This is a genomic window from Roseibium sp. M-1 (assembly GCF_054515675.1).
Genome location: NZ_CM137257.1, coordinates 2073585 through 2095609, shown reverse-complemented (window position 1 = coordinate 2095609; position 22025 = coordinate 2073585). Strand labels below are relative to the sequence as shown.

The following is a 22025-nucleotide window of genomic DNA, read 5'->3' as shown; positions in this document are numbered from 1 at the left end:
CGGAATGTCTTCCGAAAAGGAGGACATCATGCCACTTGATAGTCTCGGCCGTCGTTCCCGCTTTTCCCGTAACCCAACCGGCAAGCGGATTGTCTTGAGCGAGCGGGACGGGGAAATCCTGAAGCTGTTATACCGCTACCGTTATTTGCGAGTGCCGCAGCTGCTGGCGTTCCTGCGCCCGCAGTCGGAAAAGCGGTTCGTGGAGCGTCTGGGCGATCTCTACCATGAGACTGGGTTGATCAACCGTCCCAAGGCGCAGTGGAAGGCCTTTGACGCCCGTTCTACGCCGATGATCTATGAGTTGTCGCCAAAGGGCAGGCGGTGGCTAGAAAGCGAAGGCGACTTGCCTCATCGAGTCACCGCTTTGGCGACCGCCACCGCACCGGGCCGCGCACCGCAATTCGATCACGCCATGATGATCGTGGATGCACTGGTGGAGGTAGAACTGGAGACTATTCAGGAACCCGAGCAGCGGTTCGTTTCGTTCGAGGAAATTCTGGCCCGTGCCCCGGATATCTCAGCATCCAACGGACATCCGTTGGCCGTTCCTGTCACTATAGAGCCTGGGACGTTGGCCCCGTGGCTAAAACGACCCTTCCATACCCACCTTATTCCCGATGGCCTTTATGGCATCGAGTACCTGATTGATGGCAAGAAGCTCTATCGGTTTTGGGCCTTGGAGTGCGAGAACCAAAGTCCGAGGAGCCGGTCAACGGCCGCCAAATCCAGCTTGGCGCTGAAGCGGGCGGCGTATGACGCGTTTATCGGTGGGGGTGGGTTCAAGCAGGTATGGGGAGTGCCGAATTTGCAGGTGAGATTCGCTATGTCTTTTTCCTGTGATCGTCGATAAGTATGACGATTTGATAACGAAACTTCTACAAATTCCAGCTTATCTGGCAGTGCATAAACCAATAAGTCTCAATTTTTTTGCTGCGTCTTCTGTAAACAATGTCTCGTTTGTTGAGCCGCCTTCGATGTAGTGAATAAGTTTTGTTGGAAGTCCTTTGCGCAACTGACTATGAAGGCGGGCGTTTGCTGAACTCTTACTGAAATTCAAATCGCAGGAACCGTCCATAATCCCTGCTTGGCATTCAACTACTATTACTGTGCCGTCTGAGAATTGTACCGATAGTTTACCTTTGGAGATGTCAAATTCGCTCCTGTTATATGCCCGAAGATCAGCAATTTTCAGATCTACCGATTCAGGTAAAACTAACGAGCTGAATAACAATTCAGTGCCGGATTTGAAGGAAGAACGGTAGGCTTGTAGTCCGCTCATTGGCTCATATAGTTGTGAGCATTCTGGGTCTTTCAATTTTATCTTCGATTCTATAACCTTGGAAAGTTCTCCTATTATTATTGCTTCTACTTCATTGTAGTTATTACTAGAAATTATTCTTTCTACAATTACTGGGTTTTCCCGCTTAAGTTCTTCAAATGTATTCCATCCTGTAAACGCCTCTGGAAACTGATCTTCGGCAATTTGTTCGAATTGGTCTTTTGATATTTCATTGGCATTTAATCTTTCGAGGCTAATCAAAATTGTTTTTACTTTTTCATTCGTCTCTGTCTGCAATCGATCCATTGACAACCTGAAAGTCTCAGCCTTCTCCCGTTCAGCGTTCATTTGTGATCTAAACTCTTCTGCTTTTTCCTTCTCTCGATCAGTCTCAGCCTTTGCCTCTGCCTTCGCTGTTTTCGATCTTTTGTCGCCTTCGATCATTAAATAACCACTTAATAAAATGCCAATTATTGAAAGTATAAATGCAACAAACCCAAATTTAGTAATTTTCTTTCTTCCGTTTTTCTCGTCGTTCTTTGTGTATTGAAAAAACCAAGCGCCAGCAAATGGGATTGAGATAGTCAGTGCCCATGATATATACTTCAAAATATCAAAATCCATCGTTACTCCCCAGCGTAACAATGCCTACACGCCTAAGATGTGAAACATATCATAGTGCTGTTCCTGGATTAAAGGGGGGCGTTAGATTTCAGCTTCTTTGGATTGAGTTGCATACATAAGTTGCTACCTCCCGCGCAAATCTTGCGCGGGCGGATAGCTCCCGCCTGCTGCTTCGGCGCAGATTGCCGCCTAAATTGTTTTTCCTGAAATGTGAGTACTGTTATCCTGTCAAGACCCTGGGGCTTTATCAACACCGGGGCATCGCGATGCTCCCAAATTGGGAGTTATCGTGATGAGGATACTATCGAAACGGCAGGTAAAGGATCTGGTCCTGTACTCTCCGCAACACATTGCCCGTCTGGAAGCGGCCGGCCAATTCCCCAAGCGGGTAACGCTAGGCCCCAACCGAGTCGGGTGGGTAGAGCAGGAAGTACTGGATTGGCTCCAGGAACGACTTGATCGTCGCGACAGTACCAACTGATGCTCCTGTAACAGGAGCGGGTGAACCGGTCAGAAGACCGGTTCACCCAAGTAGCGTTATGCACAGCCTTTAACGAAACCGGAAATAAATACAGCTCTTCAGCGCCGGTACACCTTGATCCAAAGAATAGTCTGTCAGACTATCCCGACACTAAATTCATTGTCTGGATCGAAATCTCCAAACCAATGCCTTCAACTACGCAAGGCAACTGACTCGATCAGACAGCACTATTCAATTCGAGGAACAGACAAGAAATGACGGATAACGCCGTGGACGCCAATCTGATCGACCTCACCAGCGATATTGTTTCTGCCTACGTCGGCAACAACACGGTAGCCGCTGCTGATCTACCAAACCTGATCAGTGAAGTACACGCTGCGCTTCATAAGACGGTAACAGCATCACAGGAACCGGAAGCTCCTCCTCAGGTACCAGCGGTACCGATCAAGAAGTCCGTTACCCCGGATTTCATCATCTGTCTGGAAGACGGCAAGAGGTTCAAATCCCTCAAGCGGCATATCCGCACTCGCTACGGCCTTACGCCGGAAGAGTACCGTGAAAAGTGGGGACTGGACGTGGACTACCCCATGGTGGCACCGAACTACGCCGCCGCTCGTTCAGCGCTGGCCAAGCAGATGAGATTGGGTCAGCTGCGCCAAGGGAAAGCTAAGGCGAAAGGGAGGAAGTAGCTGCTGTATCCGCTAAGGCGCGGCCCACATCCTCCCCGCAATCTCCATCTCTTCTTTACCGACGGCGTTCGCATAGATAGCGGTGGTCTCGATGGACGAATGGCCCATCCACTTACGCAGCATGTTGAGCGGGACGCCGGAACGCAGTGCATGCACCCCGTACCCGTGCCTCAGTCCCTTGGGACAGGCCTGCAGACCCTTTATGTCGGCTAGGGTCATGACATGCTTGATCCAGCGATACGCTGTGATGCGTTTCAGGGGTTGGCCCTCGTGCAGGAAGAGGGCTGGATTGTCGGGTTGCTTGCCGATCAGCTTAGTCAGCACGTCGGTGAGGACGGTCGGCACCGGCACCTCTCGTACCTGATGCCGGTTCCGCTTCTTAAGCGTGCGGATGCTGATCAGGTGGCTATAGCTGTCTACTGAAGCGGTGGTGAGCGCCAGAGCCTCGGATATACGGCACCCCGTATACAGCAAGGTCAGACAGAGAGCTTTCCGGGGCAGTGGTTGCCTCTCAGCCTGTTCTATAATCCGTTCTCTTTCCTCCGCGTTGATATAAAGCCTTCGGTTAGCTCGGTCGTAGAGCCGCATCTGCGGTCTCTCATAGTCATGGTTCATGGATGGGTGCGCTGTGGCCCTTGTGCAACAGTATTATCTATTCTGTATCAGGGCGAAATAAGCAGTGTTTACCGTCTCTTAGAAGCGGTTCTCATTCTCTCTACTGAATTCAGACGATATTGACAACCGATAATGCCGCCAAATCTATAGCATTGTACAGAATAGATAATTCTGTTGCATGGTGAATACGGGGATAACTCCCTCATATACGGCAGTATTGAACGTCTCTTCTAAGCGGGCAGACACGCTACCCAAGGAGAAACGTTGATGCCTCATCTCAATCTGAAATGCCTGTTGCTCGGCACTGCCGCCATGGCGACAGCTACCACCGCCCAGGCCGCCGATCTGCCGGTTGCTCCTGAGCCGGTCGACTACGTCCGCGTCTGTGACGCCTACGGCGCCCGCTTCTACTACATCCCCGGCACCGAGACCTGCCTGCGGGTTGGTGGGCGTGTCCGTACCCAGTTCCGCGTCAACAACGTGCTGGATAATGGCCAGTGGGCTAATACCTCCAACGGCTGGGCCACGCGTGATGCCGATGGCTACCAGTGGCTGTCTCGTGGCTACCTCTACCTAGACGCTCGCACCGCCACCGAGTTCGGCACGCTCCGCGCCTACGTTTCCATGTACGCCACCAACACCAACGGCGAGAACAGCACTGACCTCGACAATGCTTATATCCAGTGGGGCGGACTGACGGCCGGTTTTCTTGGTTCCAACTTCAACATCGAAACCGGTCAGGTCTTTATGGGCGTCGTGACCCGTGATTGGTCTGACGTGAGCACCAATCAGATCGCCTATACGGCCGCTTTCGGCAACGGCTTCTCGGCCGCTATCGCGCTCGAAGACCGTTCCAGCCGTGAAGTCGGTTCCTATGGCGGCACCCGTGCGCCGGACGTGGTGGGTGCGCTTAGTCTCTCCCAAGGCTGGGGATCGGCCAAGCTGGTTGGCGCTCTGCATCAGGTTTATCCGGATGCCGCCTTCAACAGCACGAATGCCAACGGCAATGAAGACAGTCTCGGCTTCGCGGTCGGTGGTGGCGTGACCTTCAATCTACCGATGATCAACTCCGGTTCGAACATCTACTTCCAAGGTTTCTACGCTGACGGCGCTCTGTCCTACATCGGTAACGGCATCACCGGTATCTCCATAACCAGTGGCGGTACCACCTACAGTGTCTCCGATTACGACAGCAACGGTGACACCAACTCCGGCTATTCGCTGTCGAGTGGCGCCTATATCCAAGCGACTTCCACCATCGGTCTGGCCCTTGATGGCTCTTGGGCGCAGATCGAACAGAACGACGCCACTCTGACCCGTTACGCCATTGACGGTTCCGTGGTCTGGGAACCCGTGTCCGGTTTCCAGCTCGGTGCCGATGTTGGTTACTCCAACATCAACTTCGACGACACCGGCATTAGCGGTTTGGACAATATCGACGAACTACTCTTCGGCGTGCGGATGCAGCGGACGTTCTGATCCCACGACTTTGGTTCTGACTGAAAGAACTCTTTCAGTCAGTCTGAGACCTGACTGTGACCTCCAAAACCATCAGTCAGTCAAGCGGCCCGGCGGGTTCCAACCCTGTCGGGCCGTCCCCGCCCTGAGCGGGTAAAGCGCAGAATGGGAATAACTATTAGGCACAGCTTGTACGCTTGGGCATTTTCCGCTTTACCCACTTAGACCGGCACTGCGGGTGAAGAGTTTGTCCGCCCGAAATGAACTCCTCAATACAACACTCGCGACCATTCCCCCTCGGGTGGGCGTGACCGTTTTTATGTCAAAGGCGACCAAGTCTGCCCTTAACCATCTCTAGATAATCACTATAGCATAGCTTGTGCCTACCGTATCTGGTAACTATGAGATGCCTTACTCAGTCCCTCGTTACCCCACCAATTGGCGGGACTGAGTGCGGGGGAACCTCGCCCGTCATCCGAGGTTCTCCAACACAGCGACCGCGGTCATTGTCAGATGACCGCGGTTGTTTTTTGGCGTCGTTATTCTGAGAAAATAGGGCTAGGCGGCCGTCGAAAGGTCCGGTGCGTCGTCAAACACCTGTTCCGGTAGACCCAGAGCACGGGCGATCCGTGACCGGTAGCCTTTATCGAACCGATGTCCGGCTTCGATCTTGTTGATCTCGTCAACGGCCAGTCCGCTGGTGGCCGAGAAATCATCCAGTGAGTAGCCGAGGTGTTCCCGATAGGCACGGACGATGTTAGTACCGCTCGCCACGGCGTCCTGCACCTCTGCCGGTAGAATGAATGAAGCACTCGTGATCATGACACCTCCAAGACAGGGAACCGTGAAATTTGGGCGCAGACTACCCAACTGCTGCCGCCAAAGCTACTGCAAGACCTCTCGGTTGCCACTGAGGAGGTAGCGGTAGCCGACTTCCGTCATCCATCTGGCGCGCCGGAGATGATCTTCCCAACAGTGATAGGTGCGTTCCGGTTCGGCTACGGGGTCACGTTCCAGAACGATCCTTGCCACTTCCTGCCAATCAGCCCCATCGGCGTCGGCATCGAGGAGGCGCATGTATCTGGTGAACTGTTGTTCGTCGTAGTGGGTGATCCGGTCGGCCCAGGGGACTTGATCCGCGACCGGCACATTCTCTTTGGACATAGACTCGCCTTGTCATGTTTAGGGGAAAATCTAAGATGAGAGTAAATGAATAAATACGCAATCCCAAGTAGAATTAGAGGGCAGTGTTCACCGTGATCAGAGTGCAACTTCCTAAGGAAACAAGTGGGCGATGAAATGCCGATACTTTATGCGGTATTGGGTTCATCATTCGGATCGCGTGAAGCATGAAAGATGCTGAGAATATCAATAATGTCGTCTGTCTGACGATAGAAGATTTTGTATGAAAAGTGGTAGCGGCGCAGCACTACAAGCCGAACAGTCTGGCGTTGCTGGACCCTTCGACCGCGCTCTGGAACCAGCAAGATATCTTGGAACAATTGCTCTAACTGAGCGAAGAAATTGGCAGCGGCCTGCGGACTGGCGTTCTCAGCAAAATAAACCTCAATGGCCACCAGATCGCGTTCGGCTTTCGCGGTGAAGCGAAGTCTCATACGGTTCGGTGCTTGGCGAAAAGTGCCCTAATGTTTTCCGGTTCGGCAAAGCGCCTCGCTTCTGCGTCAGCCAAACCACGATCAATTGCCACCAGATCAGACTTCGAGACTGCAATTGTCTCGTCGTTTGAAGCAGCAATGAGCATACGCGCCAATTCATCCTGCCGTTCTTCCGGCAGGTTGCTAATGGCTTTGATGGCTGTTTCTAGCAATTTTGTCATATCCATAATTTATCACACTGGCGTAATTCCGCCAGTTTGTGCAGGTGTTCCACCCACCAGAGTGCATGGGACAGCCCTCCTAAACCGCACCGACAACCTTCGTGTGCCGCAGGCGCACAAGTGCTTCGATCAGTCCTGCGCTGTCCTCGATATGCGTAACAAGGGCATGGCCTAAGAGGCGATCGCAGCGATCATATTCACCAGCGTTGAGGCCGTCAGACAGCGACTTCTCCTCGCCACCGGCGCTTCCGCATTGCTCGATGTCTACCGTCTGACCAGGAAGGTTAACGAAGTACAGGCAAATGTCAGTGATGTCGCTCGTTCCTCTGTCACTGCAAAGACAATGGAAATTTGTCGGTTGCACGTGTTGTTGGTCCTTAAGGGCCTCTGCAATGGCTGGTAGCTCGACCTGTGATTACAAAATTATCGCTAAAATAGCTCAATAGAAAAGTACTACCAAGTGTTGAAAAAAAGAAAAAACTAGCTGGACATGCCGCTAAGTAAGAGTAATTAAACTAATTAACTGAAAAAAAATAGAAAAAAAAACCAAACAACCAATATAAAACAAGGTGAATTTCAGGCGATTAATTAGAAAAAAAATTTTTCATTAAATTTTTAGTTGCATAAAATTTTTTCTCATGTAATTAAAAATGCCAACGTAAAAAATCGGATGGTAATAGTATTTAGCGCTTATATTTTAAGTTTAATTGTGCGCTGCAACTATTATTTGTGTCACTTATTTAGGGAAGTGATCTTTTGACTTACAGTGCTTTTCACGAAGAGGTTTATGACCTTATCGGCGTCGGTTTCGGGCCCGCAAATATCGCACTGGCAATAGCCCTTGATGAAGGTGAGGTGGAGCTTAATCAACTTTATCTGGATAAGCGCACGTCTCCCAACTGGATGTCGGGGATGCTTCTGGATGGCGTTGATATACAACACAACCCGTTAAGAGATTTGGCGACGCCGCGCAATCCCAGGAGTCGGTATGGGTATCTGTCTTACCTTCATGAAAAGGACAGGCTTTTCGACTTCTTGAATTTGGGCGCACCATATCCTCCGAGGGCGGATTATGCAGCATATGTCAGATGGGCCGCGGGGAAGTTCAGCCACTGCGTGAGATATGGCAAGGATGTGACGTCTATCAAGCAGGTCTCCGCCACAGGTGATCCGAAGTCAGCGCACTATGAAGTGGTAGTCAGTGATGGCTCCGTGTTCAGGTGTCGGACACTTGTACTGGCTCCCGGGCGTTCACTGAACATACCGTCCAAACTTGAAAACCTGCCGGTCTCCTGCGTTGTTCACAGCCATAATTATCTGGAACTTGTTCAAAGACTGGAGGCTAATCTCGAGAAAAAACGCATCGCGGTGATTGGCGGAAGCCAAAGTGCGATCGAAGTGATACTGGACCTTTCAAAAAGATTTCCGAGGGCCGAAATCCACAATGTTCAACGCGGGTTCGGGTTTCGTCTGAAAGATACGAGCCCATTTACTGAACACATCTATTTCCCTGAGTTCGTGGACGAATTTTATGCTTCAGATCCAGAGACGCGCAGAAAGATACTGAAAGATTTTTGGCGAAGCAACTACGGCGCAGCAGATAGCGATGTAATTCATCAACTTTATATGCGTCTCTATGAAGAGAAAATTTCTGGAGAGAAGTCTATTTACATTCATGCTTATTCAGACATTGAGCAATGTAGACTTCTGACTGGAGATGCAATTGAGATTCAATGGAAGAACCGGCTGACTTTCGAGGAAAGTACACTGGAATTCGATGCGGTTATTGCGGCTACCGGATACAAAAACTTCGGAGCGGCAGAAAACCAGGAAATCTATCATCCCCTTTTGTCCGAAGTGGCGCATCATTTGAGACAGAATTCGGACGGTTCGCTCGCGATTAGTCGAAACTATCAACTGGAGTCGGGCATTGGCAGCTATTGCGCATCCGGCATCTTTCTCAATGGCTTAAACGAAGCCACTCACGGGTTCGGCGATGCAGGCTCATTCAGTCTACTTTCCCTTCGGTCGCAGGCGCTCGCTGACGAGATCTGCAAGGTGTTGTTCGAACTCGATTTTGCCCAAAGGCAGACCGCTTAAACCACTTAACTTGTTGCAGGAGAAATGACGAAATGCCTCTTCCCGGAGAACGATACATGGTTTTGAACTCGGTGCCGGAACCGACACAGGAAATGCTTGACGAGTTTGAGCAACTTCCTGTCGATGAATATGGGAGTGGTCCGTTTCGGCGCATCCGGGTTTCTCAATACTTTATGTACAACGAAGCGTCTCAATGGACTCTGGCTCTTCTGCCCAAGCGGGATTTTATCCAAGCAGCCGGCATCAACAAGCTGAGAGGTGGGATCCTCCGGAAACGTGAACAGCTGCGCGTCGATCCCACGGAATTGGTCGATTACGTAGCGAGACAAATTCCACTGGACTCGACGCAGCATTACCACGTGAACGTAAACCAGGTGCGGGTCGTCTCAACGCCTGAAATCGAAGGTATTGTTGTGGCGGAAGGACCACATCGCGACGGCCATGATTTCGGGGCCATCATTGTTGTCCAACGACACAACATCGAGGGCGGGGAATCCCAGCTTTCGCCGCTTGGGGGCGGTGAGCCATTCTTCAAATACATCCTCCAGCCAGGCGAAGCCCTGGTCCATGAAGATCCGAAGATGTTCCATCATGGTACGAATATTCGTCACCTGAGTGATGAAGGCGGATATCGAGACATCTGGATCCTCGCATTCAACAAATGGGAAAGCCGGAAGTATGGCCCGCTGCACGAACAGGCAGCGCTCTCCGCATAACCGCTTTTCGCTAATGCGATACCCGAACGAGCAATAAGCAGGTGTCATTTTGGGAAAAATAATTGCGCTGTGGACGTCGCCAAGATCGGTGTCCACGGCAATTTACAAGGCGTTCGACCAGAGAACCGACACATTGTGTAGCTACGAGCCATACAATGACTGTTTCTATTTTAGTCATGAGCGGAAATCTAACAAATACGGTGAGCGCAAGGAGCGTGAAGACTATACGTCTTCGGAAGTATTTCGTGAGCTGGTAGAGTCTGCCAGCAACGCTGAAATCCTGTTTGTTAAAGATATGGCGTTTATGGCCAATCCGTATCTGACGGACGCACAACTCAGCAAAATCACAAGTGGCTTCATCATTCGTGACCCGTCTCGAACAATCCAGTCAATCAAGAGGGTAAAGCCAAATTTCGATAGAATCGACTTCGGATATTGCGAACTTGCAAATATGTTCGATAGACTCACAAATGAATTGCAAATGAAACCTATCGTGGTTGACGGTGATCGTGTGAAAGTGGCGCCTAAGGCGCAACTAATGCATTTGTGCAATGCGCTTGGTATTTCCTATCAGGAGGAAATGCTGTCATGGCAGGAAGGGCATGTCAGGACTTGGGAGCCATACGAGCTCAGCTCTCATGAGCGCTGGCACAAGAAACTGATCACCACCCGTGGCTTCGAGGCGCAGCAGTCTTCACTGCCGGATCAGGAACTGACCACAGAAGAACAATCAATATTGAGCGAAGCAAAAGAAGTCTACGAACGATTGAGGGAGTACTCCATTTGAGTACTTCGACTCAAGGCGAAAACGGACAATCTGCAACGCCCTACAACATTCTGCTGGACAGCATATTCATTCGTTCGTGGGTCGCTGTGTTTTTGTCGACCTCCGGCACTTTCTTGCTGTTATTGAGCCTGTCGACAGTAATATACGAACAGACGGGATCAGCTCTATGGGCGGCTAGTGTATTTGCCAGTCAATGGCTGTTTGCCATTGCTAGTCCGCCCTTTGTGGCCTGGTTGTCGGAGAGGCAACCGGTCATTCGCATCCTTGCATTGGCCGATGCTTTCAGCGTTCTGCTTACCGTCGCAATTGGCTTTGTTTTTGAACTTTCCTTTCTGGCTGTCCTGGGGTTGCTCGCGGTTAAGGGTTTGATGGAGGCTCTAAACAAGTCCTTGCGTATTGTTCCCCTCAAGTCGCATGTGCCCGCGACACATATTAAATCCGCCGTTGCTTATTTTGGCACTTCTCAGTATCTCGCGACAGGAATTGGTGCAGCCGTTGGGATCTACCTAATCGATCGTTTGTCGATTTCAGAAATAGCGATCATAGACGCGCTGACATTCGTCGCTTCCGCCGCAATCTATGCGAGCCTGTTCGGGCGATTTCCCGAGGTGAAACGGGCCGCACAGTCCGTTCAGAAACAATTCGAAATATCGGTTCAATTGATCAAGGAGAATCCGCTGTTGTTGCGGGCTTGCCTGCTGCTGATTGCGATTGTTGTTTTCTATCAAGGCTTTCACAACATCGCTCGTGCGGATTTTGCGTTTGAATATCTCCTGATGGGCAAGGACGGCACTATGTTGGTGCAACTTGTCAGCAGCATCGCCATAGTTGTGGGAGCCGTCCTGGGTGGCTTAGTTCTCCCACATATCTCCTCTTACAGATGGGCTGGTTGGCTGCTTCTTTGTACCTGCCTTTCATCGTTGTTGATGTTCGCCCCCGCTGATCCCACCCAGTTGATTGTCTCGTACGGCATTTTCATTTTCGTTTTCGAGATCGCGTTTGTGGTCACGCAGGCCGAAGTAGTCGCGCAGTGTCCGCTGGAATCGCTGCCGGCTCTGAACTCTTCTTTGCTGGCAATAATGACGTTCGGCATGATGCTTGTTGTCTTCGCTGGTGGATATTTTGCAGACAAGACAACTCTTCTGGAAACGGCCTTCGCGATTGCGGCTCTGGTCGTTCCATATGCGTTCGTCGCCACTTTAAAGACAGCACAATCGAAGGAAATAAACTGATGGCTCATTTGTTGTTCGGTAGCATCAGCAAAACATGCCTGGCCACATTGGAGGCTGCTCTCGGGAAGAAGCACTCGGTGACAATGATTACGACGCCTGATCTCAGGAAATACTACGAATGCGACGCTGCCGAGGCGTTGCTGAAGGATGTGACCTGTGTGGAAATCGATGACTACACAAACATCCCTGTGTTGACTGAAACAATTGCGTCGGTCCACAACGATCGCCCAATTGATGGCGCGGTGGCTGTATTTGAGCCGACTGTACTTCCGCTTGTCCAAGCTTGCGATCGGCTCGGCATCAAAGCGACTGCATTGGGTGCTACAAAAATTGCGCGCGATAAATCTGCAACCAGAAAAATACTTGCCGAAAACGGTATTCCGACTGTACCCCACGCCGTTGTTTCCTCGTCTGAAGAAGCGTTGGATTTTGCCCGTAACACTGGATACCCGATCGTTTTGAAACCGAATAACGGCATGGCCAGTCTTGCGGTAAAGACGGCGCTGAATGAAGCGGACATCAAGACCTATTTTGAAGAGTACCGTCAGAAGACAGAGGCCATCTCTCCTTCGCTTCGTCAGGAACTGGCGGTGGACGGCCGGATTATTGCCGAAAAGTATATTACCGGCACGCTGTATTCGGTCGAGATGGGGCTGGGTGTCGATGGCTACAAATTCTACGTGCTTTCTCGAAGGAATCGTGAAGAGGGCAACGATATCCTGGAGCTGGGGTCCACAATGCCCGGCACACTCGATAAACCCATCACTGAAAAGGCACAGACCTATGTTCAAAATATCCTAACTATCTGCGGCTTCGATCGGGGGATCTTTCACGTTGAGATTATAATTGGCGAGGACGGCGAGCCTACTTTGATTGAGATTAACCCCAGATTGATGGGGGGGACATCGCCCAGCCTCTACAACCTGGCAGCCGACGCCAATATCTTTTCGTTGCTCATCGACATCCATCTCGACCTGCCAACAGGTCCTGCGCCAGAGATCAAAGGCGCCGCAGCATCGCGGGTTATCGGATCCAGAGAAACTTGCCGCGTGCGTTCAGATCTGCCGGACAACTGGATCTCTTCCTTCGCAGACGAGATGGCGTATCACAACATTCCTATTCGCGCTAATCAGCTGTTGCCCAAGATGGAACACAATTTCCATTCGCTGGGACAGTTTCAGGTGAAAGCGTCGTCGCCAGCTGAAGCTGATAGAAAGGCGGACGATCTTCTTGAGCGGATAGGTGCAACGCTCGGCATTGATTTGTGCCGATAAAAAGTGATGGAAGACTTAATGACCAAAAACTGGAAACCAGCCTCTTACCTTGTCCATCACGACAGGCTCACACGCAATATTGCATCTGGAGCTCTGTTCGAACAGCGTTGTGAATCAACAGCGTTTGAATTCAACGATACCGAGGCCCTGGAAGATGTCTATCAGGGGCGCCGCAATGCCCCAGGATACGGGCGTCAGGGTAATCCCACGGTTGAGGCGCTCGAAAGCCGGGTCAATCTTCTCGAGGACGGCGTTGGAACCATCGTGTTTTCCACTGGCATGGCCGCATATGACGGAGTGTTTTCGACGCTGTTGAGCAGCGGAGACCACATTGTGGCTTCGAAGCATCTGTTTTCGAACACGATTTCGCTACTGACCACAATGAAGGAACGGTGGGGAATTCAGCTGGATTTTGTCGACGCAACAGACGCCAAAAATGTCAGATCTCACATACAACCGAATACGGTCGCAGTTCTCGTTGAAACGATTGCCAATCCCGGCACGCAGATACCTGATCTTGAAGCGATTGGCGTCATGTGCAGGGAAAGCGGTATCGTCTACATCGTAGACAACACAGTGACAACACCGATCGGTTTCAGCCCAAAGACCGTCGGTGCGTCGCTGGTCATCAATTCACTAACCAAGGCTATTGCCGGCCATGGAAGAAGCCTCGGCGGATCTGTCACGGATACGGGCCTAATCGATTGGCTCGATTGTAGGGCCAAAATTGAGCCGGAATTCAGGGGAAGAGGCAGCCTAGCCTATGTTGCACAGCTTAAAAAACGGGGGCGAAGCAACAAGGGCTCGATGATGTCGAGTTCGGATGCATTCCTTATTTCCATGGGGATGGAAACATTTCCACTTCGAGTGGACCGGTCTTGTTCAACGGCGGTGAAAATCGCCCAGTTCCTGGCGGATCATCCCTGTGTGGACGGCGTCAGCTATCCCGGACTATCCGGCCACCCACAAAACGATCGAGCCAAGACCCTGTTCAGCAACGCTGGTGCGTTGCTGACCTTCAACTTGAACAATATCCGACCTAGTCTCGTGCTCGACAGACTTTCCCTGATCGTTACGTGCAGCAGCCTCGGGGATACCAGGACCTTGGCGATTCCGCCTGCATCCACGATTTTCAGTGATCTGGGTTCTGAAAGCCGTCGGGAAATGCAAATATCGGACACAGCGATTAGATTGTCCGTCGGTTTGGAAGATCCGGACGATCTGATCCGGGATCTTGAGGATGCATTCAGTAATTGCTCCAGCTAATCTTTGGAACTCAAGATCATGACCTATATTTTTGAAAGATACGAGTCTGATGTAAGAAGTTACTGCAGGAGTTTTCCCGCAGTATTCAGCTCTGCTAAGAACGCAGTCATTGTCGACGAACAAGGCAAGGAATACATAGATCTATTCTCGGGTGCGGGTTCGTTGAATTATGGACACAATCCTGAGGGCATTAAACTTGCGCTCCTCGACTACATCAAATCGGATGGGATCATCCAGAGTTTAGACCTTCACACGACTCGAAAGCGCGCGTTCATTGAAGGGTTTACGAAGAAGATACTTGAGCCGCGGGGGCTCGAGTACAGGTTGATGTTTTGCGGGCCAACTGGCGCTAACGCTGTGGAGTTGGCTTTGAAGGTAGCCAGAAAGGCGACAGGCAGGACCGTCGTCGGATCATTCACCAATGGATATCATGGCATGAGTCTGGGTGCCCTGGCGGCGACGGGATCAGCTAACAAGCGCAGTGCTGCGGGGACGCCACTGAACGACATCGACCGATATGCATACGATGGATATTTCGGCAAGGACGTCGATACGATCGAGATGGCGAGAATGCTACTGGCCGATGCCAGCAGCGGATACAACCAGCCTGCGGCGTTCATCGTTGAATGTATCCAGGGGGAAGGAGGTTTGCGGGCCGCATCGAACAGATGGCTCAAGGACTTGGCAACCCTGGCAGCGGAGAACGAGAGTCTTCTGATTGTAGACGACATTCAGGCAGGGTGCGGACGGACAGGTGATTTTTTCAGCTTTGAAAGGGCAGGACTGAAACCCGACATCATCTGCCTCTCCAAATCGCTTAGTGGATACGGATTACCGTTCTCGCTGGTCCTGGTTAAACCTGAGTTCGACCTTCTCAAGCCCGGCGAACACAACGGTACGTTTCGGGGATTCAATCTTGCTTTCCTGAGTGCTGAAAAGGCAATTGATTATTGGAGCGACGAAGAATTTCTCAAGAACATTCAGACGATTAGTGCGGTTATTGAAAAATGGATCAAGGATATATCCCTACGTTTTCCTTCTTTGATTAACTCTGAGCGGGGACGTGGGCTGATGGCCGGTCTGGTACTGAATGGGGACGGTGCAAAGAGGGTATCTTCCAAAGCATTTGAATGCGGAGTGTTGGTAGAAACCAGCGGTGCAAATGACGAAGTTCTGAAATTCTTCCCACCACTTACAATCGAAAAATCAACCTTGATCGAAGCGCTCAATATCATCGAACACGCAATTGAAGTTGTTGGTTAGTCGAGAGATGTAATCTCGCTCAACTATTCGAATACAAAGATTATTCTCCGCTACTCATATGAAGTTGGTTCTGTAATCATGTGCGGTTTTACAATTCTAAATTTCATATGTGATCTGATGCGTTTAATGATTGCATCGAGTTTACAGTTGGACATTGTGCGCGGTGAAGTTGGAAGGCAAGAAAATACAAATTTTCGCAACATCGAAGGTTGGTTCAAGTGTGTGGATTAATTGGATTTTTCAATGGTTGCGATATCAAGGTAGCATGCCCGAAACGTGCTCTTGGCCTGTGTCGAAACTCCAGAGATCAATCGGACACGATGAAGAACTGGGACCAGAAGGCAACGGTTAGAACTCAAGCATACCGGCCAGTCAATTCCGCTAACGTCAGCTTTCCTGAAGAATATGTGCCAGTCTTGAAGCACCCATCAGTGCTGCGCTTGAGCAAGGACAAGTGGGAGGTACTCTGCAAATCGGCGTTGTTTCGATTTCTCAATTTTACTCACAAGCTGGAGATGCTGGTCGTTAATACCGTTACGTCGAATATTGCTATGCATCGATACGATTTCGACATCAACGATACGACACGTATCGGTGCACATAAGCTCTATGTGGACGAAGCATATCATGCACTCTTTTCATTCGATATGCTTGTGCAGATGCGTGCAGCCGACAAAACAGACTTGCTTGTCGAGTTTAAGCCCTCGTTCCTCAAAAGAATGGATGACCTACGAAAAGGAACAAACCGGAAGACTCGCGCATTTCTTGAGTTGTTCTTCGTAATCGTCTCCGAGATGCTCATTACTTCCACTCTACGAGACGTTCACAAGAATGCAGATCTCGATGAAGAAGTAAGAATGATGATAAGGGATCACGCCACTGACGAAGCTCGGCATCATGCCTTCTATCGGCAGTTTCTATTTGCCGTGTGGCCTCAAATTTCAATCGCGGATCAGGCCTATTTGCTCAAGAGCATTCCCCAATTGATCTTGGCTTATTGCGAACCTGACTTCTTAGCGATGGGACGCGAGCTCGAATGTCTTGGTTACTCGTCTGAAGAAGCGTCATCTATCTTGGTTGAAACCTACCCCGTTGAAGCCACAAAGAAGTTTTCGTTCACCAGCGCAGCTTATTTGATCGACGAAATGCGATCAATCGCCGCAAGCGAACATAGGCATCTGTTTGAAGACCAGATCTGCTCCTCCTTGGCAGCGTAACCAGGATATTACTGCATGATTACCGATATAGAGGCCTCCCGAGACTATTGGGAAACACGGGCTCCGCATTTTGATATTGACTTTGAGAAATTGGAGATAAGGAAAAGAACTGCGCGACGTCTATTTGAGATTGTTCAGCCGAATATTGGTGAAATCATTCTCGACGCTGGGGTCGGGACCGCTAAACTTTTTCGAGAATACTCAAAATCCTTCACTGTTGCAGAAAGATTGCTCGGTCTGGACTTTAGTGAAGCCATGCTGGACATCGCGTCCGTCGAATGCCGACGTGCCGGACTTGAAAATTTTGAGCCTATCCACGGTCTCTATACCAAAATACCACTACCAGATAATTCGGTCGATTGTGTCGTTTCGAGTCTCGCGCTTCACCACGTAACTGATGATGACAAGAGACGGGCGGTATCGGAATTTGGTCGAGTGCTAAAGGAAGGCGGCAGGCTTGTAGTTGCTGACCAATTGAACTGTACCGGCAGGGAGATGACGCCTGCCGAGTTTCAACTCCTGATGGTCCGTACTTTTTTTCCCGATGAAGACGAGACTTTGGTTTTGAACAGGACAAGACAACACAAAGAATACACTTGCTCGATTGACGACTTTGCCTCGCTCGTCAGTTCGGAGGGGTTTCGAACCGAACAAGAAGTCTTGTCAGATTTTGTTGGCATTGTTTATTCGGTGTAGGACATGTCAAAAGAGAAGTTTACTAGGAAATCTCAGTTTCAGACAACAATCTACAGTATGGCGTCCCAGTTTCTCGGGACGTCGCTTTATAGCCTTTGTTCCTTTGCACTCAGCGTCGTTCTACTGCGGGAAACCGGTTCTTTGTGGGCGTATGCCGGAAATGCCTTCATAGCGGCAAGTATGATCGCCTTTTTTGGTCCCGTAGCGGGTTTGCTAAGTGATCGGTTTGGTCGAACAAACTTGGTAATTGGCGCTGACGCTTTGCTACTCGTCTGGGTTGTTGCCGTCGCGCTGGTGCCCGGTCCGCAAAACATCATCTTGCTGTCACTCGTTACGACGTTTCTTGCCTGCGTTTCGGCGTCCTGCCTGACCGTAATTTCTATCAGCATGCCACGCCTGGTTGCTGACTCCTCGATCAAGATTGGGAAGATGTTGAGCTTGGTGCAGTCGGCCGAACAAATTGCCCGAGTGGGCGCGCCGCTCTTGCTGGTCTTATTCCTTCCCCTGGATCTGCAGGAACTGGCTGCGATAATATCGCTTCTCGTCGTTGGCCATCTGCTTCTAAGCCTGTATTTCCGCCGCATCATCAGGATCGTGGAACGAAGCACCAGTTTCGCATCGAACAAAAACGAAGCCGCTGGCAGTGCAAAGATATCCGCTTCGTCTATGATCAGGTTAACGGTGAAAGACCCGGTTCTTCGGATCTTCGCGCCCTATCTGGCGGTGTCTACAGCTTGTGTCGAATTGGCGGCCATAACGTTGACGCCCGTGGTTATTTCCTTTTCGAGCGAGGCATGGCTGGGAATAGCGTTTGCGATCGCCAATGCCTCGGCCGTCGTGGGAAGTATTCTCACTGCCAGGTTCTGCAACCGGTGGACCAAAGGGTTTGCTTTCAAGGTTTTCCTCTTGATTGAGGGGGCTGGCGCGATATTGATTGGAATAGAGTCTCAGACGACTTCTATCTTCGTCTTCATTTCTGCACTGAGCGTTGGCTTTCTGATAATGCCGATGTCATTGGTCGCAGCCCAGTTCATCTGGCTTGGTGACGCGCCGAAAAGCCAGCAAGGCCTTCTTTCCGGTCTGGAACGCTTTTCAAGCTGGCTCTTTGTTCCCCTCGCATTTCTGATTGGGCCCATGTTCGTGCCGCCACTCGAGGTTGGTCCAGCCAACTATGATGTCGAGGCACTGAGGTTGCTCGCCGCACTGGCTGCAACAGGTCTATTCCTGTCGACCTTGATTGTCTGGTTCACGCCAACCGGTCGAACTCTCAGGGCGCAGACTTCTGTGCAGCCTGCGCCATAGGCCAATTGGTCCATCACTCATTCAGAAAGTTTTGGAGTTCAAAATGTGTTCGATTTTCGCAATTCTCGACCTACATTCGCCGGTCTGTGCCGAAACCAGGCAGTTGGCGGTCGCGCAATCACACAAGATTTATCATCGTGGACCGGACGCGAACGGCATCGTTGCAATCGGCGGAACGATCCTCGCGCATAATCGTATCTCGGTCGTGGATGTCTTTCGCGGGGGGCAGCCTATCGTGAGCGCCGGATCGGATGCAGCAGTCGTCGCAAATGCGGAGATCTACAATCATCAGGAAATAAGATCTCTTTATCCCGATTACGGCTTCAAGACTCAGTCCGACTGTGAAGCCATCATTCCTTTGGTTTTGGACAAAGGCAAAGAAGGCATAGATCAACTACGCGGTATGTTCGCGTTCGTATTGTCCTTTGAAAATGGTCGGCGTTTTTACATTGCGCGTGACCGTATCGGGATACTTTCTTTGTACTATGGCTTCGACAGCCGGAAACGGCTGCACGTGGCATCGGAGCTGAAGGCGCTCACGGATGCTTGCGAAGAAATTCATGTTTTTCCTCCCGGTCATTACTTGACCGAAAGCCACCAGAAACCAGTGCCTTATTTTGAAATTGAGAACTTCAAGACCGGTATTCGGCAAGGAAGTCAAACAACGGATGAGGAACTAAACGATGCTCTGCAGGAGGCGGTTCAGGCTCATTTGATGTCTGACGTCGAAATTGGCTTTTTGTTGTCGGGCGGTCTGGATTCGTCTTTGATCGCGAGTATAGCTACGCGCATCTACCGCAAGAACGGCGTTGAACGTCTGAAATCTTATTCGGTTGGGCTGGAAAACTCTCCCGATCTGGCCGCAGCACGTGAAGTCGCCGAATACCTTGAGCTTGATCACCACGAACATGTCTATACTGTTCAAGAAGGTTTGGATGCTCTTCGGCAAACCATATACCACTTGGAGTCTTACGACGTCACTTCGGTAAGAGCATCGGTGCCGATGTATCTCCTTGCCCGTAAAATTCGCGGTGATGGCACAAAGGTTGTTCTAACTGGCGATGGGGCGGATGAGTCCTTCGCGGGGTATCTCTATTTTCACAATGCGCCAAACGCCGTTGCCTTGCACGAAGAGTGCGTGACGAAACTTGAGGCAATGCATCTCTACGATTGCTTGCGTGCAAACAAGACAATGCTCAGTTGGGGTGTCGAACCTCGCGTGCCGTTCTTGGACAAGCAATTTCTTGAATTTGCGATGCGTATTGACCCAGCACAAAAGATGCCTGGAAAGGGCAGGATAGAAAAGCACCTATTGCGATCCGCCTTCGAGGGCTTCTTGCCGAATAGCATCCTCTGGCGACAGAAGGAACAATCTTCTGATGGCGTAGGATACGATTGGATCGACGGGCTGAAAAAGTATGCTGAAAGCCAGGTTACAGACGTCGAGTTGGCCATGGCCGTCCAAAGGTATCCGCACAATACGCCACGTTCGAAAGAAGCTTTCTTATACCGGAAAATATTCGAGGACCTGTTTCCTCATCCCAGCGCGGTTTACTGCGCTCCCGACGGCAAATCGTCTGGTAACGCTACAAAGAATGCTAGGTCCTGGCTGGGAGCCGACGCGATCGACGATCCATCCGGCCGTGCACTCACATCCATACATCGCCATGCAATGCTCCCCACGCTGGCCAATACGCAATAGATCTACTGATCACGACCGTTCCATCGTCCTGAGAAGGACGATGGAACGGCATTATTTCGCTCGGAGTATGTAATGATACTTTATGGACAGTTTGATTCACCTTTTGTCCGTCGAACGGCAATCGCGTTGAAACACTACAAGATCCCGTTCCAACGAGCTATTTTGTCTGTTTTCGGCGATTTTGACGAAATGCTTTCGGTAAATCCTTTGGGGAAAGTTCCTGCGCTTCGTTTTCCGGATGGTGCATTTCTTTTCGATAGCCGCGCCATCATTGAATATTTTGATGAATTGGCACCTGTCCACCAACGTCTGACACCGAAAGACAATGAGGCGCGACTTGCCGTGCTGCAAATTGAAGCAGTGGGCATCGGTCTAGCAGAAAAGGTCTACGAGCGGGGAATCGCGTTATCCAGCCGGGCGACGAATGAACCAAATCCCGATTGGCTGAACCGTTTGGATCAACAAATCCATTCGGCGCTTCGATGGATTGAAAACAGGATTGCATCAGATTGGTTGGTTGGCAACAGTTTAAGCCGGGCAGATTTGGCAGTCATCACTGCAACCACCTACATGTCTTCAAAGAGACTAAATCCAATATCTTGTAGTGACTATGCCAAAATAGAAGAGTATCGAAGAAGGTGTGAATCTTATCCGAGTTTTGTGGAAGCCCCTTTCATTCTAAATGAATAGCAGAAGCTAAGTTCTACTATTCGTGAAAATCTAGAAACCGAACTTGTACTCAGAAAACTGACCAGAAGTCGTTTGCACCTGCTCCAGAACCTCCATTGCAACCCGACCTCAGACGGGGGGTAGAGTCTGAATTTCCGATGATACGCTTATTTTAAGAGCTTCCAGCGCATATTTCTTTTGCCTGTGATGGCGCGGAGCGGCTCGTCAGTTTGACAAAGCCCAAGGCCTTCAAGGCTCCGCTCATCGTGTTTTCGTAAACGCTCACACCGGACACGCCATCTGCCAGGAAGACGGGCGCAAGTTCAAGCCGCTGAACGCCGCTTGCGTATGCGGTACGGTATGACGACTGAACACTACCGAAAAAAGTGGAACACTGATGCCGACTACCCGATGGTGGCGCCGACGTAAACGGCATCCCTTTCAGAAGCGGCCAAGAGAATTGGGTTGCGTCAGTGCAAGCTACGCTCAGGGCGGCGGTAACCGCCGCGTTTAAAGTGTTCGGCGAGCGCGCCAGGGCACGCTCAACATCAACTGGTCAGCCCGCCAGGTCAGGCTGTCATTTTTCCTGTCCTTTCCACCCAAGCAATCGGCTCCGAGCCGGTCAAGGGGCAAGCGCGGCCTTTCGGGCCGCTGTCGCGACAGAACAAAACCGGCTTTCGCCGGCCAGGCCGGCGAACCTTCCGGTTTTCTTCCGCCGCGACCCCTCTGACCGTCACGAAACCGACCGCTCGGCGGGCTGTCCCCGCCTCCCTTCGCTTCGAAAAACGTCTGGGACGTCTTCGAAACGAAGTGAAGCG

Annotated in this window: 23 protein-coding genes; 17 read left to right on the top strand and 6 right to left on the bottom strand. The window is 50.8% G+C overall.

Going from position 1 to position 22025, the window contains the following annotated elements:
• The first annotated feature begins 28 nt into the window (after positions 1-28).
• Complete coding sequence (locus ACX3M4_RS09495) at positions 29-850, top strand: replication-relaxation family protein (protein WP_459358340.1); 822 nt, start codon at positions 29-31, stop codon at positions 848-850.
• 39 nt (positions 851-889) lie between these two features.
• Here ACX3M4_RS09495 and ACX3M4_RS09490 read toward each other — a convergent pair whose 3' ends face one another.
• Positions 890-1903, bottom strand: coding sequence for a hypothetical protein (locus ACX3M4_RS09490; RefSeq protein WP_459358339.1), 1014 nt, complete (start codon positions 1901-1903; stop codon positions 890-892).
• A 292-nt stretch (positions 1904-2195) separates the two neighbouring features.
• On the opposite strand from ACX3M4_RS09490, the gene ACX3M4_RS09485 reads away from it, so the two are divergent.
• On the top strand, positions 2196-2384 hold the full coding sequence (locus ACX3M4_RS09485) for a helix-turn-helix transcriptional regulator (protein WP_459358338.1): 189 nt from the start codon (positions 2196-2198) through the stop codon (positions 2382-2384).
• Between the two features lie 254 nt (positions 2385-2638).
• The gene (locus ACX3M4_RS09480) at positions 2639-3073 is read left to right on the top strand and encodes a Ros/MucR family transcriptional regulator (RefSeq protein ID WP_459358337.1); all 435 of its coding nucleotides are present in this window, start codon (positions 2639-2641) and stop codon (positions 3071-3073) included.
• Positions 3074-3085: 12 nt separating this feature from the next.
• On the opposite strand, the gene ACX3M4_RS09475 is transcribed toward ACX3M4_RS09480, so the two are convergent.
• A complete protein-coding gene (locus ACX3M4_RS09475) occupies positions 3086-3661 on the bottom strand; it encodes a tyrosine-type recombinase/integrase (RefSeq protein ID WP_459358336.1) in 576 nt (191 codons plus the stop codon).
• A gap of 294 nt (positions 3662-3955) precedes the next feature.
• On the opposite strand from ACX3M4_RS09475, the gene ACX3M4_RS09470 reads away from it, so the two are divergent.
• Complete coding sequence (locus tag ACX3M4_RS09470; RefSeq protein ID WP_459358335.1) at positions 3956-5167, top strand: porin; 1212 nt, start codon at positions 3956-3958, stop codon at positions 5165-5167.
• Positions 5168-5704: 537 nt separating this feature from the next.
• Here ACX3M4_RS09470 and ACX3M4_RS09465 read toward each other — a convergent pair.
• The 4 genes from ACX3M4_RS09465 to ACX3M4_RS09450 all read right to left on the bottom strand — a co-directional run bounded on the left by ACX3M4_RS09465 (position 5705) and on the right by ACX3M4_RS09450 (position 6989).
• Entirely contained in the window at positions 5705-5968 is a 264-nt protein-coding gene (locus tag ACX3M4_RS09465) for a helix-turn-helix domain-containing protein (RefSeq protein ID WP_459358334.1), read from the bottom strand.
• Positions 5969-6031: 63 nt separating this feature from the next.
• A complete protein-coding gene (locus ACX3M4_RS09460; protein WP_459358333.1) occupies positions 6032-6310 on the bottom strand; it encodes a DNA -binding domain-containing protein in 279 nt (92 codons plus the stop codon).
• Positions 6311-6456: 146 nt separating this feature from the next.
• Complete coding sequence (locus ACX3M4_RS09455) at positions 6457-6762, bottom strand: type II toxin-antitoxin system RelE/ParE family toxin (RefSeq protein WP_459358332.1); 306 nt, start codon at positions 6760-6762, stop codon at positions 6457-6459.
• Complete coding sequence (locus tag ACX3M4_RS09450) at positions 6759-6989, bottom strand: hypothetical protein (protein ID WP_459358331.1); 231 nt, start codon at positions 6987-6989, stop codon at positions 6759-6761. Before ACX3M4_RS09450 ends, ACX3M4_RS09455 begins: the two co-directional genes overlap by 4 nt.
• 750 nt (positions 6990-7739) lie before the next feature.
• Here ACX3M4_RS09450 and ACX3M4_RS09445 point away from each other — a divergent pair.
• The 13 genes from ACX3M4_RS09445 to ACX3M4_RS09385 all read left to right on the top strand — a co-directional run bounded on the left by ACX3M4_RS09445 (position 7740) and on the right by ACX3M4_RS09385 (position 21636).
• Positions 7740-9083 (top strand): SidA/IucD/PvdA family monooxygenase, encoded by a 1344-nt coding sequence (locus ACX3M4_RS09445; protein ID WP_459358330.1) that lies wholly within the window; start codon positions 7740-7742, stop codon positions 9081-9083.
• Between the two features lie 56 nt (positions 9084-9139).
• A complete protein-coding gene (locus tag ACX3M4_RS09440; protein WP_459358329.1) occupies positions 9140-9799 on the top strand; it encodes a 2OG-Fe dioxygenase family protein in 660 nt (219 codons plus the stop codon).
• A gap of 49 nt (positions 9800-9848) precedes the next feature.
• Positions 9849-10586 carry a sulfotransferase-like domain-containing protein gene (locus ACX3M4_RS09435; protein WP_459358328.1) on the top strand — a complete coding sequence of 246 codons (738 nt, stop codon included), beginning with the start codon at positions 9849-9851 and terminating at the stop codon, positions 10584-10586.
• On the top strand, positions 10583-11818 hold the full coding sequence (locus tag ACX3M4_RS09430) for an MFS transporter (RefSeq protein WP_459358327.1): 1236 nt from the start codon (positions 10583-10585) through the stop codon (positions 11816-11818). Before ACX3M4_RS09435 ends, ACX3M4_RS09430 begins: the two co-directional genes overlap by 4 nt.
• Positions 11818-13092 (top strand): ATP-grasp domain-containing protein, encoded by a 1275-nt coding sequence (locus tag ACX3M4_RS09425; protein WP_459358326.1) that lies wholly within the window; start codon positions 11818-11820, stop codon positions 13090-13092. The genes ACX3M4_RS09430 and ACX3M4_RS09425 overlap by 1 nt, the downstream gene beginning before the upstream one ends.
• 18 nt (positions 13093-13110) lie before the next feature.
• Complete coding sequence (locus ACX3M4_RS09420; protein WP_459358325.1) at positions 13111-14358, top strand: PLP-dependent transferase; 1248 nt, start codon at positions 13111-13113, stop codon at positions 14356-14358.
• An 18-nt stretch (positions 14359-14376) separates the two neighbouring features.
• Positions 14377-15621 (top strand): diaminobutyrate--2-oxoglutarate transaminase, encoded by a 1245-nt coding sequence (gene ectB / locus ACX3M4_RS09415; RefSeq protein ID WP_459358324.1) that lies wholly within the window; start codon positions 14377-14379, stop codon positions 15619-15621.
• 320 nt (positions 15622-15941) lie between these two features.
• Complete coding sequence (locus ACX3M4_RS09410; protein ID WP_459358323.1) at positions 15942-16838, top strand: diiron oxygenase; 897 nt, start codon at positions 15942-15944, stop codon at positions 16836-16838.
• 15 nt (positions 16839-16853) lie between these two features.
• A complete protein-coding gene (locus tag ACX3M4_RS09405; RefSeq protein WP_459358322.1) occupies positions 16854-17534 on the top strand; it encodes a class I SAM-dependent methyltransferase in 681 nt (226 codons plus the stop codon).
• 3 nt (positions 17535-17537) lie between these two features.
• Positions 17538-18836 (top strand): MFS transporter, encoded by a 1299-nt coding sequence (locus ACX3M4_RS09400; protein WP_459358321.1) that lies wholly within the window; start codon positions 17538-17540, stop codon positions 18834-18836.
• A 43-nt stretch (positions 18837-18879) separates the two neighbouring features.
• The gene (gene asnB / locus ACX3M4_RS09395) at positions 18880-20538 is read left to right on the top strand and encodes an asparagine synthase B (protein WP_459358320.1); all 1659 of its coding nucleotides are present in this window, start codon (positions 18880-18882) and stop codon (positions 20536-20538) included.
• A 72-nt stretch (positions 20539-20610) separates the two neighbouring features.
• A complete protein-coding gene (locus ACX3M4_RS09390) occupies positions 20611-21228 on the top strand; it encodes a glutathione S-transferase family protein (protein ID WP_459358319.1) in 618 nt (205 codons plus the stop codon).
• A 321-nt stretch (positions 21229-21549) separates the two neighbouring features.
• Positions 21550-21636, top strand: a complete 87-nt coding sequence (locus ACX3M4_RS09385) for a MucR family transcriptional regulator (protein ID WP_459359402.1) — start codon at positions 21550-21552, stop codon at positions 21634-21636.
• Positions 21637-22025: the final 389 nt, after the last annotated feature.